Origin of the sequence: Paenibacillus sp. ACRSA, assembly GCF_022346845.1 — a bacterium.
Classification (GTDB): Bacteria; Bacillota; Bacilli; order Paenibacillales; family Paenibacillaceae; genus Paenibacillus.
In genome coordinates this window covers 285,112-302,642 of record NZ_JAKRNP010000002.1, presented here as the reverse complement: position 1 = coordinate 302,642, position 17,531 = coordinate 285,112, and the positions used below count along the sequence as shown (strand labels likewise).

The 17,531-nt window shown below is 43.3% G+C and carries 15 protein-coding genes; 14 read left to right on the top strand and 1 reads right to left on the bottom strand.

The features are described from left to right. Positions 1–75: 75 nt before the first annotated feature. Positions 76–669, top strand: a complete 594-nt coding sequence (locus MH215_RS06215; RefSeq protein WP_239289175.1) for a TetR/AcrR family transcriptional regulator — start codon at positions 76–78, stop codon at positions 667–669. A 178-nt stretch (positions 670–847) separates the two neighbouring features. After that, a complete protein-coding gene (locus tag MH215_RS06210) occupies positions 848–1,111 on the top strand; it encodes a hypothetical protein (protein WP_239289173.1) in 264 nt (87 codons plus the stop codon). A 35-nt stretch (positions 1,112–1,146) separates the two neighbouring features. Here MH215_RS06210 and MH215_RS06205 read toward each other — a convergent pair whose 3' ends face one another. Next, a complete protein-coding gene (locus MH215_RS06205) occupies positions 1,147–2,181 on the bottom strand; it encodes a LacI family DNA-binding transcriptional regulator (RefSeq protein ID WP_239289172.1) in 1,035 nt (344 codons plus the stop codon). 368 nt (positions 2,182–2,549) lie between these two features. Between MH215_RS06205 and MH215_RS06200 the strand changes: the two genes are divergently transcribed. From MH215_RS06200 to MH215_RS06145, 12 genes are all read left to right on the top strand, one after another. Then, positions 2,550–3,599 carry a 2,3-butanediol dehydrogenase gene (locus MH215_RS06200; protein ID WP_239289171.1) on the top strand — a complete coding sequence of 350 codons (1,050 nt, stop codon included), beginning with the start codon at positions 2,550–2,552 and terminating at the stop codon, positions 3,597–3,599. 252 nt (positions 3,600–3,851) lie between these two features. Then, positions 3,852–5,171 (top strand): hypothetical protein, encoded by a 1,320-nt coding sequence (locus MH215_RS06195; RefSeq protein ID WP_239289170.1) that lies wholly within the window; start codon positions 3,852–3,854, stop codon positions 5,169–5,171. Between the two features lie 565 nt (positions 5,172–5,736). Next, positions 5,737–7,122 (top strand): beta-N-acetylhexosaminidase, encoded by a 1,386-nt coding sequence (gene nagZ / locus MH215_RS06190; RefSeq protein ID WP_239289169.1) that lies wholly within the window; start codon positions 5,737–5,739, stop codon positions 7,120–7,122. An 87-nt stretch (positions 7,123–7,209) separates the two neighbouring features. Next, positions 7,210–7,914, top strand: a complete 705-nt coding sequence (locus MH215_RS06185; RefSeq protein ID WP_239289168.1) for a response regulator transcription factor — start codon at positions 7,210–7,212, stop codon at positions 7,912–7,914. After that, positions 7,911–8,894, top strand: coding sequence for a sensor histidine kinase (locus MH215_RS06180; protein WP_239289167.1), 984 nt, complete (start codon positions 7,911–7,913; stop codon positions 8,892–8,894). Before MH215_RS06185 ends, MH215_RS06180 begins: the two co-directional genes overlap by 4 nt. A gap of 298 nt (positions 8,895–9,192) precedes the next feature. Beyond that, positions 9,193–9,963 carry an ABC transporter ATP-binding protein gene (locus MH215_RS06175; protein ID WP_056692241.1) on the top strand — a complete coding sequence of 257 codons (771 nt, stop codon included), beginning with the start codon at positions 9,193–9,195 and terminating at the stop codon, positions 9,961–9,963. After that, positions 9,938–11,893, top strand: a complete 1,956-nt coding sequence (locus tag MH215_RS06170; protein WP_239289166.1) for an FtsX-like permease family protein — start codon at positions 9,938–9,940, stop codon at positions 11,891–11,893. The genes MH215_RS06175 and MH215_RS06170 overlap by 26 nt, the downstream gene beginning before the upstream one ends. Positions 11,894–12,103: 210 nt before the next feature. Then, positions 12,104–13,528: a 4-hydroxyphenylacetate 3-hydroxylase family protein gene (locus tag MH215_RS06165; protein ID WP_239289863.1), complete on the top strand. Its 1,425-nt coding sequence runs from the start codon at positions 12,104–12,106 to the stop codon at positions 13,526–13,528. A 198-nt stretch (positions 13,529–13,726) separates the two neighbouring features. Beyond that, complete coding sequence (locus tag MH215_RS06160) at positions 13,727–14,434, top strand: response regulator transcription factor (RefSeq protein ID WP_239289164.1); 708 nt, start codon at positions 13,727–13,729, stop codon at positions 14,432–14,434. Continuing rightward, positions 14,412–15,863, top strand: a complete 1,452-nt coding sequence (locus MH215_RS06155; protein WP_239289162.1) for a sensor histidine kinase — start codon at positions 14,412–14,414, stop codon at positions 15,861–15,863. The genes MH215_RS06160 and MH215_RS06155 overlap by 23 nt, the downstream gene beginning before the upstream one ends. Before the next feature lie 95 nt (positions 15,864–15,958). Continuing rightward, positions 15,959–17,041, top strand: coding sequence for an AI-2E family transporter (locus tag MH215_RS06150; protein ID WP_239289160.1), 1,083 nt, complete (start codon positions 15,959–15,961; stop codon positions 17,039–17,041). 50 nt (positions 17,042–17,091) lie between these two features. After that, a complete protein-coding gene (locus MH215_RS06145) occupies positions 17,092–17,493 on the top strand; it encodes an Asp23/Gls24 family envelope stress response protein (RefSeq protein WP_239289158.1) in 402 nt (133 codons plus the stop codon). Positions 17,494–17,531 lie beyond the last annotated feature (38 nt).

Here is a 17,531-nt window from a genome sequence, read left to right as displayed (position 1 = left end):
AACTTGTTTGACATGTACTATAGTGAAAGATATGTTTTTATTTGTACCTATCGATATAAAAAAAGAGGTGTTGAAATGGCAAGACAGCGGGAATTTGATCTCGATCGAGCGCTTGACGCTGCAATGCATATTTTTTGGGATAAAGGATACGAGGCTGCGTCACTTAGTGACCTTACAACAGGCATGGGGATTCAGCGCCCCAGCTTATATGCTGCGTTTGGAGATAAGAAGGAATTGTTTGAAACGGCACTACGCAGGTATACAACCCAGCATGCAGCGAAAGTTCGGGCGATGCTCCAACAGGGAGAGAGTGTGATAGAGGCGTTTCGAAGACTCTTTGAGCATATTGGGTCTGAGGGGGACGTTACTGATCCTCGGCATGGTTGCTTTTGCATTAATACGATGGTTGAACTTGCGCCTCATGATCCCAAGTTTGCGGTTCTGACACGTGAGCATCAGATGTATCTGGCAGTACTTTTCCAGGAATTGATTGAGCGTGGTCAGCGTTCCGGGGAGATATCCAGTCATCTACATGCCACTTCCATTGCACAGTCACTCGTTGTGTCGATGATTGGGTTGACCGTCATGATGAAATCAGTACCTGATCGTTCATTTGTCGAGCAAAGTATTGAGGCTACATTATTATGTCTGAAGAGTAACGGGGGCTAAACTCAGACTGCTTGTAGAAGGGATATCCCGATGTCTTATGCAGAAATGAACCGAAACTACACCTAAAAATGGAATAATATGAAACCATATGTATAAATAAACGTAAATATATACATAGTACTCGGTTTACTTATCGAACGATTCAACAGAGTAATTACATACCAGAGGGAGTGATAAGATGCAGGTGGTCTGGCAACGAAGTCTTCTTGTTGCGTATTATTTGATCTGGGTTCTAGCACTTGCTACAGGCAAAATAGGCTTACTATCATTTATATTAACGACATTTTTCATACTTGCTTTCTATGCGATAGTTTTTTCATTATCTACTACTGACCAATTTAAGCTAGACCAGTTTGTATACAAATTACGTGCAGTGATCCAAGTGACGGTAGCCGTGATCCTGACGAGCTTGCTCGTTAAATTGATATTCCTGTTCGTGTGAGAGTCGGAAGCATATTCCGACTCTTTGTTCTGTGGTTATCTTTTATGAGGGTCGGTAGTCCGAATCATGGCAAGACTGGATTCTCGCACGATTAGACGTGGTTCAAATTGAATATGTTCATAATCCTCGGTATGGCGATCTCGAATTCGTTTTAACAGCAATTCAGTCGCTAGCCTAGCAACCTCCTCACCCATAATGGAAACAGAACTAATCTGTGGCGACGTGACTGTAGTCCATTGGTTATTATCTACACCTACAACAGCAACATCCTCTGGTACACGTACTCCCAACTCTTTGAAGCGATTCACAAGCCCAATGGCAACCATGTCATTAATGGCGTACACCGCATCCGGCATATGAGTTAATCCATAGAAATAGTCTGCCGCATTAGCTCCTGTGTTCAATGAGAAGTCTTCCCCGAAATATACGAGAGAGATATCGACTTGCCCAAGTGCCTGTTCGTAAGCTCGATAACGTTCCTCAATAATATCTTTTGGCGCTCCGGCATATGCGATTCGTGTCCGACCGATCTTGATCAGATGCTCCATCACGAGCTTTCCTTCCGGCTTGGACAGTGAAACGATATCTGCTTTCATACCTGGTTCGAGTTTTTTGCCATAATTAATCAGAGAAATAGGCAGTGGAGCCTTGTCGATAAGATTTGGCAAGGTTTTCGGATAGGCGAGTGGCATGAATATAAGTCCGTCAACATGCAATTTTTTGATCGTGCGAATCGTTTCTAGTTCTGTGCGTGCATTACCGGCGGTATTAATCTGAACAACGTGGTAGCCGTGCTGCTTCGCTGTTTGTTCAACCGACCAAGATATTTCAGGAATGATTGCGTTGCGAATATCAGGCACAACGAGTGCAATCTGATTCGTCTGACGAATCTTCAGACTTTGTGCAGACGTATTCGGAACAAATCCTAATTCTTCAATAGCTTGTATGATCCGATCTCTCGTCTTGCTGCTAATGCCTTCGGAATTGTTGATGGCTCTGGATACCGTCGCGATACCTACACCCGCATGTTCTGCAACATCCTTAATCGTGACTTTTTGATCTTTACCCATGATGATATGACCTCACTTTAATTACCGGAAACGATTCCTGATATATGATCTATAAACGATATTTTTTTGCTTACTTTATGATTATATCACTTGTACGTATGTTGCAATACATGCATGCAGAGAAGCTATGCTGAAAAATGGATTCCATCCTGGTATAGCTAATGATATAGCTGATTGAAAAACAGCCTCATAGTCACGGATGAGTTACTGATACCTGAGATGTGAGTTAAATTAAAACGCAAAAAAAATCATAAAATCGACATATTTCTGGGCAAATATGTTTGACAGCGTATTTAAACTATGACATATTTAACTACGGAAACGTTTCCGATTATAATATATAATTTATCATCTAGGAGATGAACAAAATGAAAGCATTACGTTGGTATGGTGTCAAAGATTTACGACTCGAAAACATTGGTGAACCCCGTCCTAACCAAGGGCAGGTTAAAATAAAAGTGGAGTGGTGCGGTATTTGTGGTAGTGATCTGCACGAGTATACGGCAGGGCCTATTTTTATACCTGCTCAAGCACCGCATCCGTTAACAGGGGAACAAGCTCCTATCGTTATGGGGCATGAGTTCTCAGGACAAGTTGTTGAAGTGGGTGAAGGAGTAACTCGTTTCCAAGCTGGTGATCGGGTAGTAGTTGAACCGATCTATGCATGTGGTCATTGTGAAGCGTGCAATCAGGGCAGATATAACCTTTGCGATCAAATGGGCTTCTTGGGTCTTGCAGGTGGGGGTGGAGGATTCTCCGAATATGTGACAGCGGCCGAGAACATGGTCCATTCCATTCCAGATGCGATCTCCTATGAGCAAGGGGCTTTAGTAGAACCTTCCGCTGTTGCTCTGCACGCGGTTCGTCAGAGTAAACTAAAAGTTGGGGATACTGCCGCTGTGTTCGGCGCGGGTCCGATTGGGCTATTGGTGATTGAAGCTCTCAAAGCATCTGGTGCCTCCGATATATATGTAGTGGAGTTATCAGCTGAACGCAAGGCAAAAGCTGCAGAGCTTGGTGCTATTGTGATCGATCCTACCGAGTATGATGTGGTGACCGAGATTCATTCACGCACAGCAGGCGGAGTCCACGTAGCGTACGAAGTAACGGGAGTTCCGAAGGTGCTTCAACAAGCTATGGACACGACTCGAATTGGCGGCGAATTGATGATTGTTAGCATTTTTGAACAGGAAGCACCTATTCAGCCTAACGCTATCGTAATGAAAGAACGTACAGTGAATGGCATTATTGGTTACCGTGATGTATTTCCAGCGGTAATTAGTCTGATGGAGAAGGGCTTCTTCCCAGCAGATAAACTGGTTACCAAACGAATTTCACTTGATGAAGTCGTTGATCATGGCTTTGAAGCTTTGTTAAAAGAGAAGAATCAGGTGAAAATTCTAGTCAAGGCTGAATAAAAAAGAAACAAAACAATTCTTCAGCAGCAATTTGTATTAATCCATGAGCAACTTTCGGTTAGTACAATAGTGCTTCCGCTCAATGCTACGGTTAAACGACGTATGGACAACCCATCTCAGAATGTGGTTGTCTATTTTTTTGCACGAAACGGGCGAAATTTGTTGCGTAGATGTATACTTCTACATAATATACAAAGATACATTTTGTATCATCACAAAATGAAGATATTTAAATTGAAGGAGGAAGAGGATATGCAGAGTGGAACGAAATGGACAGCTCTTATTCTGTCTGTCGTTGCCGGTGTAGGTGGAATGATTATTGGCAGCACGAAATTGAAAAATAGTACTTCTGCAAGTGTGCAGCCAAAAGCTGAACGTGCTGTTACCAACGCAACGAGCAGAACCGCAGCAGCTGTATTGTCGACTGATGTAACCGCTATGGTTGAATCCCTGGGTAAACCGTTTAAGAAAGCACCCTACGCCAACAACGTCTGGGATCTGCAGCTTTACAGGGGGAAGATCTATATGGGACATGGAAACAGCAGTAACGTAGGGGTAGCCCCTAACGCTGGCCCAATCCCTGTCATCTATTATGACACGATTACTTCAACCTTCCAGACTCAAACGGTGAGTAGTAGTAACCCAGGAATTCTGCCCACGACGAAGATGTTCGTAGATGAAGAACAGATTGATATTTACAAAGTGCTCGACGGTAAGTTATTTATTCCTGGTAATGATTCAGACGGAGAGAGCTGGGGGTTAGGTAATTTCTATCGATTGGACGGCGAGATCTGGACGAAATATCGTAATTTACCGCTTGGCGTACATGTGTATGACCTAGCTTCGTACAGGGGCAAGCTGTTTGCGGCCTTAGGTACTGATGATAAACCGACGGTTCTTATATCCCACGACCAAGGAGAGAGCTGGCAGCATTACGGAACGATCAATACGTATGGATATAGAGCGTATACGTTGTTTCAAATAGGCGGTAAGTTATATGCTTCGGGTATGATGTACCCAGCGAACAATATTTGGGGAGATAGAACCTATATTCTAGAGATTAATACGAATCTTCAAAAGAGAGATGTCGTTATCTATGGAAGTAGAATGTTGCCTGGTCTAACATATCAACTTGGAACAACCCCCTACAATCGAATAGGAAAGAATGTAAACTACGATAATAAATTGTTATATATTGCAGGCCAGGTCTTCAATGATGGACAGTTGACGCCAAGATCATTAAATGTCATGACAGCAATTAATCAAGCACGACGTGTTATTTTGCCGGATACTGCTGCACTCCCAACTGACGTACTCACGCGTGATGGTAAGGCATATGTGCTGACGTATACTAGACAAAATTTGAACTATGTTAATCGTGTGTATGAGACGACCGACCTGGTGACGTGGACTGAAATTCTTTCTTTTGAACAGGATACGTATGCAAGGTCGTTTGAGGAGAGTGAAGGAGACTTTTATTTTGGCCTCGGAACTGATCCAGACGTACTCTCTGCTTCTTCGGGTAAATTGCTTAGAGTGAGGCGCGACAATATTGCTATCAATTCTAAATAAATCATTTACAGGGATATTATGGATTATATAATATGCTTCATCCACATTATTGGTTACGGGAGAACAGCCGATAATCCAAACAAAGAGCAGGTATATTACAGCAGATCTACGTAAGATGGACAAATTGCTGTGAAGTCTGCTCTATTTTTTATTTCAAAAAATAACACTCAACAACCATAAAAGCGTGAACGAAAGATCAAGATCCCAGCTCAGAGGAATTCCAATAAAAACCAAAAAAACAAACGAACCAAAAGAAAGCGGGGTTACTTCTCTCTATAATAATTATTTCAACATATGAAAAATTCACAATAGAAAAAAATAATCACTCCGCACCTTCTTATCCTCATCACCTTCCATCGCACACGCGCATTGAAAAAATACAGAAAAGTACCATACCGCACCTAGTGATGCAAAGCTTTTTTTGTGACAACTTGTTCTTGGACAACCTATTTGAATCGTAGGTAAGATTTCTGTCCACGGTATTTTGAAAATGGTACACCTTATGATAAGGTTATGCCTGAAAAGCAAAGCAGTACATACCACTTATCTAGGGAGATGAACATCCTTGAATCACAGCAAATCACACTCCAACACCATACTCACACAGCTAGCCAAACGATATATGTTATTGCTAATCATCAGCTTATGTGTGCTATTAACCGCTTGCGGACAAACGAATACATCGGCTACATCACCAGAATCGAATTCAGGAACTAGCGATAGCGCATCACCTTCGCCTGAACCGAATAACAATCCGAATAATGGAGAGGGAAATGGAGCGGGCTCGGACACAGACGAGGAAACACAGACTGAATCTGATCAAGTGACTCCATCGCAGGAGGAACAAGACCCTGTGAAAGAACAGCTTAGCCAACTGTCATTAGAAGAGAAGATTGGACAGATGATTCTCGCAGGAGTACAGGGTACGGAGCTTGATGATCAAGGCAAGAAGATGATCTCCAATCAAAAGGTAGGCGGCATTATCTTCTATGCCAATAACGTTACAACTCTTGATGCAACAGCTAAGTTTATACAGTCCATTAAGGAGGCCAATCGTTCCAATCCAGTACCAATCTTCATGAGTGTGGATCAAGAGGGTGGCAAAGTGAGCCGTATGCCCGATTCTGTGGAGTCCATTCCTTCAAATCGTACAGTTGGAGACACCAATCAGGCCAAGCTGGCAGAAACGATGGGTCAATTATTAGCTAGACAAGTAAAACTCGTTGGCTTTAATCTTGATTTTGCTCCAGTGCTTGATGTGAACAGTAATCCGAAGAACCCGGTTATCGGTGATCGTAGCTTCGGTAGTTCTGCAGAGCTTGTCGCTAAGATGGGTGTGGCGGAGATGAAGGGGCTACGCAGTGAAGGCGTCATTCCCGTCGTGAAACATTTTCCTGGTCATGGGGATACGTCCGTAGATTCTCATCTGGATCTGCCGGTGGTGAACAAAACGTTAAAACAACTTGCAGAGCTTGAATGGATTCCATTCCAAGCGGCCGTGAAAGAACAAGCAGAAGCCGTTATGGTAGCACATATTCTGTTCCCTAAGCTTGATCCAGATCATCCAGCTTCCTTGTCAGATGTCATTATCGGTGAACACTTACGAGGCAAATTCGGCTATGATGGAGTAGTAATTACGGACGATCTCAGTATGGGAGCGATTGCTAAGAACTATAAGCTGAATGAAGCTGCAATAACGACAGTACAGGCCGGAAGTGATATTCTGCTTGTAGCTCATAGCTATGAAAGTGCCAAGACGATCTTTGATACACTGTTGAATGCAGTACGAAGTGGTAAAATTGCAGAGTCCCGAATTGATGAGAGTGTATATCGAATTCTATCACTGAAGCAACACTATAAACTTTCGGATGAACAGCAAGCTTCGGGCAACCTGAAGCAGTTGAATGAAGACATCAAGGATTGGCGCAATGAGGTCAAAGTGCAGAAGTGAAGCTAAGCATTAGATAAGGAAAGGGCAGTGATCCAATAAGCCCTTTCCTATTTATAATTTGATTACTGGTTAGAGGTGATGCCCCATATGTATACGGTATTAATTATTGAAGATGATCCCAAAATCGCCGATTTGCTGAAATCTCATATTGAGCGTTATGGGGATAGAGCAGTCATTGTTGAGGATTTTGAACTGGTTCTACAGCAGTTTGAGCTGCTCCAACCTCATGTTGTCCTAATGGATATTAACTTACCGAGTTATGACGGATACTACTGGTGTCGACAGATACGTTCACTCTCTACTTGTCCAATTCTGTTCATCTCCGCGCGGAGTGGCAAGATGGATCAAGTGATGGCACTAGAGAATGGTGCTGACGATTATATTACGAAGCCGTTCGAGCATGAGATTGTAATGGCTAAAATTCGAAGCCAGCTCCGACGGGTGTATGGGGATTATGCTACTCGCCATGAGGAACGTAAAGTGGAGTTGCATGGTTTAACGATTTTCTTAGAGAGTATGGAAATGCAGTTGGGTGAACAGAAGGTACAATTGACGAAGAAGGAGACGATATTGCTGGAAACGTTATTGCGTCGTAGTCCGAAATTAGTCAGTCGAGAGACAATATTAGAAAAGTTATGGGACGACTCCTTCGTAGATGATAACACGCTTAGCGTCAATGTTACTCGTGTGCGCAAGCGTTTGAATGAGATCGGTATTACAGACGCCTTAGAAACAGTACGCGGATCAGGTTATCGGCTGAATAGTAATTGGAAAGACATCGCACGCACATGAAATTATTCATTAAAGAACATATTGCGTTAACCTGTTGGGTAGTTGGGATGTTATTCACTGTGGTGGCGGTATTCTGGTACGATGGTTATGATCATGGGTTAACCGCAGCCTATGCTGTTTTTCTAGGTCTCATTGTGTATATTGGTTATTTAACGTATCGCTATATGTCTCATCGTGCATTTTACACTCGGCTGTCTCAACCGATGGATTCGTTAAAAGAGTTCGTTCCGCTTTCTGCATCGGTGCCTTTGTCAGCCGCATTGGCCAAATTACTAGATTCGCAATATAGTCATTATCATACGGATTTGCATCGAATGGAGAAGCGTAAGCAGGAATACGTGACGTTCATGAACCAATGGATTCATCAGATGAAAACTCCGCTGTCTGTCATCGAATTAACAATTCAGGATCACGAGGATGATGATCCGCGTCTCAGAAGTATTCGGGAGGAAGCGGATCAGATGAGACGCAGTCTGGAAAATGTTCTATATGTTGCTCGTCTAGAAACATTTGAACAGGATTTTACGGTAGAACCTGTATCACTTAAAGCGGCGGGGGAAGCTGCGATTCACGAGTTAAAGCGCTTCTTCATTCGCAATCATGTCTATCCGGAAATGCAGATGGATCCATCTATTGTGGTACAATCCGATGCCAAATGGATACGGTTCGTTCTCGTCCAGCTATTATCTAATGCGATTCAGTATACCACTGGTAATGGGCAGAAGATATATGTACGAGCTTACGAGCTCGAAAGTTCAATCATACTTGAAGTACAAGATTACGGGGTGGGCATTCCCACATCAGATCATAAACGGGTGTTCCAGCCTTTCTTTACAGGAGAGAATGGCCGACATTTCAAAGAATCCACGGGTATGGGGCTATATATCGTAAAAGAAGTGTTGACCCAGATGAATCATCAGATTGAATTGCAGTCCGTTCAAGGAGAAGGCACAACCGTGAAGATTATATTTAATACATGAAGCTATGGAGTTCATATACTGGAGTTCATATCAGAACTAAAAACCATGTGTGAAAAGAAAAGATGTCCGAAACTCTATGAGAGGAAACGGCGTCTTTCTTTTTATTTTCTGAATGAAACGGTATTGAACCGTAACCTTACATTATTGTCATGTAGATGAAAGGTTAAGCCATAGGAGAAAAACAGCGATTCGGATAGACTGAATGTATAAGTTGAAGGAAAGAGCTATGGAATGGAATGAACATTCAACATGCTTAATCCAACGTAATGAGATACAGGTCAAGAGGAGTGGTTATCTGATGGAAATATGTTCAGTGCAACAGATTAGCAAAATTTATAAAGGTATTGTCTCACATGAAGCATTGTCAGGTATCGATTTAAGTATTCAAGAAGGTGAGTTTGTAGGCATCATGGGACCATCGGGTAGCGGGAAAACAACGCTGCTGAACATGATCTCCACAATTGATCATCCAACATCAGGAGAGCTTCGAATCGCAGGGCAGAATCCGTTCCAACTGGGGCACGACGAGCTCGCATTGTTCAGGCGTAGACAGTTAGGATTTGTTTTTCAATCCTTCAATTTGTTAAACACCCTGACCGTGAAGGAGAATATTGTTTTGCCTCTTACCCTGGATGGGGTTGCCCTTCATGAGATGAATGAACGTGTTGCCCAACTTGCAGAGAAGCTGGGAATCACAGCAATTCTGGATAAGCGCACATATGAAATCTCTGGTGGTCAAGCTCAGCGTACGGCAATTGCACGAGCACTAATCCATACACCCAAGCTGATTTTGGCTGATGAACCGACAGGGAATTTAGATTCTAAGGCTGCCCGTGACGTCATGGAAATGTTGGAACAGCGCAATCGGGAGGATCAAGCGACGATGTTACTGGTTACTCATGACGCTGTGGCGGCGAGTTACTGCAGTAGGGTTGTATTTATCAAAGATGGCAAGTTGTACAACGAGATACATTACGGCGATAATCGAGCGGCTTTTTACCAAAAGATTATTAATGTTTTATCCCTAATGGGAGGGTCAGGACATGAATTTTCGCCAGTTCGCTATTAATAATGTTGTTCGGAACAAAAGAATCTATCTGGCTCATTTCCTGAGCAGTACATTCTCTGTCATGATCTTTTTTATCTATGCCTTGTTATTATTTCACCCCGATCTAAGCGAGGGGTTGAAGGGCTCAAGTGAAACGGTCACATCGCTTGCCAATCAAGGATTTGTTATTGCTGAGTTCATTATATTTATCTTCTCGTTTCTTTTCTTGTTGTACTCCGTTGGTTCATTTCTCAAAACACGCAAAAAGGAATTTGGTATTTTCCTGATCCTAGGCATGACGCGCAAGCAGATGAATCGACTTTTATTTATGGAGAACATGTGCATTGGCCTCGCCGCCATCATCGCAGGAATTTCACTGGGAATGATCTTCGGCAAGTTGATTTTGCTGATCTGTAGCTCCATGTTAGCTGTGGAAAATGGTTTGCCGTTCTATTTACCCTTGAAAGGTATTGCACTTACGATGGGCGCATTTCTGTTGCTCTTCGTGGTTATCGCTATGTCATCATCACTACTCATTCGCAAAGGAACACTGATTGACCTGGTCAAATCAGAGGAAAAACCGAAACCCGAGCCGAAGGCTTCTCGCATGCTGGCATGGTTGTCCGTAGCTTTCATTGGTGGGGGTTATGCGGGTGTATTCATCTTTGTATGGGGATCGTATTCATTCCCACTACTGTTTGGAAGTGTGCTATTGGTCATCGTAGGTACGTACCTGCTATTCACCCAACTGAGTGTGTATATCATACGAGCACTTAAGCGTAATCAACGTCTATTTTTCCGCAAAACGAATTTGCTGTTTCTATCTGAGCTTACCTATCGGATGAAAGATAATGCCATTATGTTCTTTATGGTGAGTGTCATCTCAGCTTCGTCCTTCACAGGGATTGGAACGATGTTAGCTATTGCTGATCCGGGTCTGTCGTCCATGACGAATCCATATGCATTCACATATATGAATTCATGGAATACCGAAGTGGCTGAGAAGCAACTTAATCAGATTGAGGAGTCATTAATTGAACATGAAGTACCTTATGTTCGAGGTAGTTATGAAACCCTTTATGAGAACAATAACGGTAATCTAATCAAGTTAAGTCAATACAATTATTTAGCGAAGGCACTTGGTTACGAAGAGAGGGAATTGAAGCAGGATGAAGTATTTCTCACACCAGGCAATCTAACGGAGCGTAAAAAGTTGCGTGCACAGATTGATTCAGGCTTCTCAACAACGGAAATGAATCTGGAGGTGGAAGAGCAGCATGAACAGGTTCGATTAACTGCTCCAGGTACCGAGATCGTGATTCCTGTAGATTATGAAATGAATCTGTATGTCGTTTCCGATGAGTTGTTTGACAAGATTAAGCGGGCTTACTTTGAAGAAGCCAATTTGGACGAAACGTTCTACTCTAACCGAACAACCCAATTTGTCGTTACCGATTGGATGGGAACACGCAGCTTCGCTCCTGAACTCATCGAATCCCTTAGATCAGAGCCGCTGGAGCACGGTTACTTCTCGGTTAGCGCGCTTGTTGTAGATTGGCTGAATTCGAAGCAGACGAATGGGATCATTCTTATTCTGAGCGGATTGATTGGCATCGTCTTCTTTACTTTCGCTGCAAGCTTCACGTATTTCCGGCTATATGCAGATCTGGAGCGGGATGAAGAGCAGTACCGTATGATTGGCAAAATGGGATTAAGTCGCCCAGAGCTTCGCCGAATGGTCACACGTCAACTATTACTGATGTTTTTCCTGCCGATTCTGGTTGCGATCATTCACAGCTCCGTCGCTTTTATCGCATTGCAACAATTGGTCGATTTCTCCGTAGTGGGGTATACACTTCGAATTTTCTTGGTGTTCTCCTCCATGCAAGTTCTATATTTTGTACTTGTACGCTGGCGTTATCTACGCAACATGTATACGAAGTTGTCCTAGGGGCTTGTTATAAATCTTACTTAAGGACATCTTTCATTGCTTAACGGATACGCATATATGTAACATCTTCACAACCAACACCAGACCTGCGTTTGGTGTTGGTTGACTTTCATAAGCAAAGCGAAGTACTATTTTCTTAGATACATATTGTATCATTCGAAAAGGGATGCGAATATTTCCTTTGAAGGAGGATTTAGTTTGAGCATAACCATGTCTCGGGGACAAGCTTACATACACCGATTGAATGATGAACGTAACGTATGGCTAGATGGTGATCGAATTCATGTAACCAATCATTCTGCGTTCCAAGGTACATTACAGACGATTGAAGGCCTCTTCAATCTGGTGGATGAACCAGAATCAAGAGATACCGTAGCATATTGGGACGAGAACATCGGTGGGTATGTGCATCGAGCCTTTCAAGTACCAAGGTGTGGGGAAGACCTTCGTCAACGTGCCGGTGCATTTCGGTTGTGGTCTGAACGTACGTATGGCGTCATGAGTCGATTATCCGATTATGCTCGCTCACGTCTGACGGGGTGGTATGCAACTCGGGATGCCATGGGGATTCATGATACATATTATGCGGACAAAATATCTAGGTATTACGAAGAAGCGAAACGCCGTGATCTGTTCCTGACGATTGTGCAGCGTGATCCACAGATGAATCGTTCTTTACCGATAGGTGAAGATGAGGATGCGATGCTACGTATTGTACGAAAGAACGAAGAGGGCGTTGTGATCCGGGGTGCTAAGATGATTGCGACTGCGGCTCCGTATGCCGACGATATCCTTATTTATCCTGTACAACGTATTCCTGGGGATAAACCGGAGCTGGCTCATATGATGATTGTGCCTTTGAACAGCCCGGGCTTGCACGTATTATGCAGAGAATCGTTCGCTGCAACGGATAAGCAGTCTTCCCACCCATTAAGTCATCAATATGATGAGATGGATGCCGTCTTATTTTTTGAAGATGTATTGGTTCCTTGGGAACGTGTGTTACTTCATCAAAATCCAGAAGCGGTATGGCAGATCCGTTGCAATGAAGCCTCCGCCAGCCTAGCCTACCATCAAAGTGTCATTCGTCTGTATTCCAAGCTAGAGTTCGTTACGGCCATCACCTCCTCCATTGCCCAAGAAATTGGCGTGGACTCCTTCCTCAATGTGCAAGAGCAGTTGGGAGAGATGATCAGCCAGATGCAAACGATTGAGGGATTAATTATTGCTGCGGAAGCAAAAGCCAAGCCGGATGTGTACGGAAATTGGCTTCCTGAATTTAAGTACATTGAAACTGCGCGAAACTTAGGCAACCATTATTATCCACGTTCCATCGAAATTTTGAAAACAATCGCCGCAGGTGGACTTATTCAGATTCCCTCCGGAATGCCAGGTTCGAACAAACCCTTGGAGCATATGATCCATCAGTATTTAGGTGGTGTGACGATATCGGCACAGGAGAAAACAAGACTCTTTCAACTTGCTTGGGAGCTTACGGGAAGTCCGCTGGGTGCCAGACATGATCTATATGAGCGCTTCTATGCAGGTGACCCACTCCGCAACCGTGCAAATCAGTATATGCAATATGACAAACAGCACTTGGTTGATCGAGTCAAGCCTTGGCTGAAAGCATAATATAACGTCCTAACCTGTGACTTTGCTAACGATTTCGTTTGAAGCAGTACATCGTAGTACAAAATTCAACCGCCTGGGTTTACGAACCTGGGCGTTTTATTTAGATTATCTTTAGAAAGGATTTAGGTTGTATTAAGAGACGTAGGTTATAGTAGGTATATGAACATTCTAACTTAACACTGAAATGAGAGGGAACGTATGAGATACACATTGTTGATTGCAGATGACGAACCCGAAATTGTGGAACTGCTTCAACTGTATTTGGAGAAGGACTACAACATTTTAACCGCTGCCAATGGAGAGGAAGCATTGCAGTGCATACATTCAGGCCCAATTGACCTGGTTATCTTGGACATTATGATGCCTGTAATGGATGGTCTACAACTGATCAAACAGATCCGGGCTACCTATCATATGCCAGTACTCTTTTTGTCTGCGAAGAGCCAGGATCATGACAAGATTTTGGGACTTGGACTAGGAGCTGATGACTACATATCCAAACCATTCAACCCCCTTGAGATTGTAGCTAGGGTCGAGGCTTTGTTAAGACGGGTCAACCAGTTTGATGCAATGGAACTCTCGGCACCTCAAGAGGCGACCCGCACGCTTGGTGAGCTATCCCTTGATCGTTCCAAATGTATGTTGTATCGCTCGGGACGACCTGTGACGTTGACCTCAACAGAGTATAAAATTGTGGACCTGCTGTTAGAACAACCGGGCAGAGTATTTACCCGCAAAAAAATATACGAAGCGGTGTGGGGAGAGTACTATGCTCATGAAGACAGTACCATCATGGTACATATCAGCAACATTCGCGAGAAGATTGAGCGTGATTCCAGACAACCCGAATATTTGAAGACGATAAGGGGATTAGGATACAAAATTGAAGCGCCTATGGAAAACTAGAGAAAAGAGACCGCTGCATACGTCGCTGACACTGGACTTTCTGTTATTTAACTTCTTTTTGCTATTACTCGTACTGGTTGTATACATTATCGTATCCCTTGATGTCGTTGATTTTCGCATCTCTGATCATATCGTTGATCCCGATCTGAATGTAGAAGCACATGTGTATGTGGCTGAATTGGAGAAGGCAAGCAATCAAGATGGTACCGGCATAACATCCAGTATTGAGACGCAGCGGCTGGAGGATAGCGGTGGATGGTTAGAAATTTTGAATGCAGACCGCTCCGTAATCCGTTCGGTAGGCAATAAGAAGGACACAATTAACCAGTACGCAGAATCCGAATTATTCGCCAAGTTAGAAAACCGCAGCGACCAGCCCTATTATTATTCCATTTCCCCATTCATGGCTGAAGGAGAAGCAACATACCTTTTGCTCAAACTTCCACGCGATCTGGTAAGTATTCGCATGAATGATAACCAACTGATTACGAATCTGAAGCATCCCTTGCCCTTTTACATCTTAGTGGGTATTGTACTTCTGCTCGTACTGACGATTGTATACAGCTATTGGGTTGCCAAGCGAATTAAGAAACCACTTCGAGTGTTATCGCTGGGGCTTACCCAAATGATTCGGGGAAATTACAGTACACGTATGTCCATTTCTGCCGAGAAGGAGTTTGTACAGATTGGTGAGACCTTTAACTTTATGGCAGATGTGATTGAGAAGACGTCGGCAGAGAAACGTTACGCGGAAGAAAGCAAGCAACGACTTATCGTGGATCTTTCGCATGATCTCAAGACACCGATTACTTCTATTCAAGGTTATGCTCAGGCGCTGGTTGAAGGTCGGGTTGGTGATACAGAGAGACAACAACGGTATCTGGGCTACATTCACAATAAATCTGTACAAGTTGCACGAATGATTCAAAATATGCTGGAACTGCTCAAGGTGGATTCACCCGACTTCCATATGAGCATCAAGCAGCGGGAGATTGGGGAATTTGTGCGTGAGATTATGGCCGATACGTATGGGGAAATTGAGCAAAACCAGTTCGTACTGCATGTCCTCGTACCAGATGAAGAGATCTATGCCCGGTATGATCCGGAGCTGTTATCTCGAGTCATCCAGAACTTGATTACGAATGCACTTGCATATAATCCAAGAGGTACAGAATTACGCGTAGAGTTGATCCCGCTGGAAACGTATGTGTCCATTGAAGTCGCTGATACTGGGGTAGGTATACCTCAGGAATTATGGGCAACGATATTTGATCCGTTTGTCCGAGGGGATGCAGCGAGATCGGGAACGGGCGGAACTGGACTAGGGCTCGCTATTGCCAAACGCAATACAGAGAAAATGGGTGGACACCTAACGTTATCACAGCGAGGACGGGAAACAACCATCTTCACCATTGTCATACCAAAATAAAAGAGATGTAGCCGATCCGTATACGATTTCCACATCATGTATAGAAGGCTCGCCATATACTCGCACATTAGAAATGGGAATTTGGAGGGGACATATTGTTTAAAGTGAAAAACTCATTTGTACGATTCAGCATTGCATTAGCTCTTGTGCTGATTAACATCTATCTATTATCCAAAGTGAGCTTCATATTCCAGCCATTAGTTACGATGATTACGGTAATTACTGTGCCGATGATGCTTTCCGTGTTCTTTTATTATCTGCTCAGGCCCTTGGTCAATTATATGGAGAGAAAGAAGCTTAACCGAACGGCCAGTATCCTGCTGATCTATCTGATCTTTGGCATTCTGATTGTGCTGTTTGTCGTGGGGCTGTGGCCATCATTGCGTCAGCAATTGATTAATCTGGTAGAAAATGCGCCAAACCTGCTTAATTCACTAAGTGTTCAGCTCAAAGCATTAGAACAAAATGGTGTAATTACAACATTGTTCCCGGATAATTCAACGCCGTTCTCTCAAATTACCGAATACATCAATAAAGGATTTAATTTCGTAACGGACTACGTTAGTGGTCTCATCTCGCTCCTTTCCAGTTTTGCAATTATCCTGTTCACCTTCCCGATCATTCTGTTCTACATGCTGAAACAAGGAGAGAAGTTTGGTCGTATCCTCGCATCGATTGCGCCCAAGCGTTTTCAGAAGGACAGTCGTGAAGTGGTACTGGAGATCGATCAGGCACTCAGTGGATTTATCGTAGGACGAGTGCTTGTAAACCTGGCATTAGGTGTATTAATGTATATAGGTTTTCTTATCATCGGTTTACCTTACGCACTGCTGTTGACTGTTATTGCTGTCATTATGAACTTTGTTCCATTTATCGGTGCGATCGTATCTTCGATCCCCATTGTAATTATGGGACTGGTCGTATCACCGTCTGTGGCGATCTGGTCACTCATTATCATTCTTGTTGCACAGCAGATTCAAGATAATCTAGTTGCTCCGTATGTATTTGGTAAAAAGCTGGATATTCACCCGCTCACAACCATCATTTTGGTACTCGGTGCGGGGGACTTGGGCGGAATTATAGCTATTCTTATCATTATTCCGTTCTATATGATTCTTAAAATCTTGTTGGTACGTATCTACAATTTGTTCTTTAAGGAAAAGTGGCAAAATGCCTAGGGAGTTTCAGACACGACCTAATTCAAATTCATAAGAATGGAGCGATCCGCATGACTGAAATCGTACCTGTAACCTATAATGAACCCGAATATATTGAACCTCAGCCAGCTCTGATCGGTGCAGTTCATATCGCTACAGATGTTGTATCCAAAATTGTAGGCATAGCTGCACAGACAACCGTGGGAATATCGTCTATGTCTGCAGGCATAACGGAAGGCATTGCCAAGAGCATTAGTGGCAAGAGCCTGCAAAAAGGAATTGATGTGGTTGTAAAAGAAGAGCGTGCATCGATTCAATTAAGAATTGTTTTGCAATATGGTTGTCGTATGCATGAGGTCTGCCGTGAATTGCAGCATAATGTGCAGCAAGCTGTAGAGAATTTCACAGGAATATTCGTTGACGAAATTAAGGTTCATGTAGTGGGTGTATCCATGCAGGAACAGCAGGTGTAAACGAGATTTAATTGTGATCTGGTATCCGGTTAAAGTTA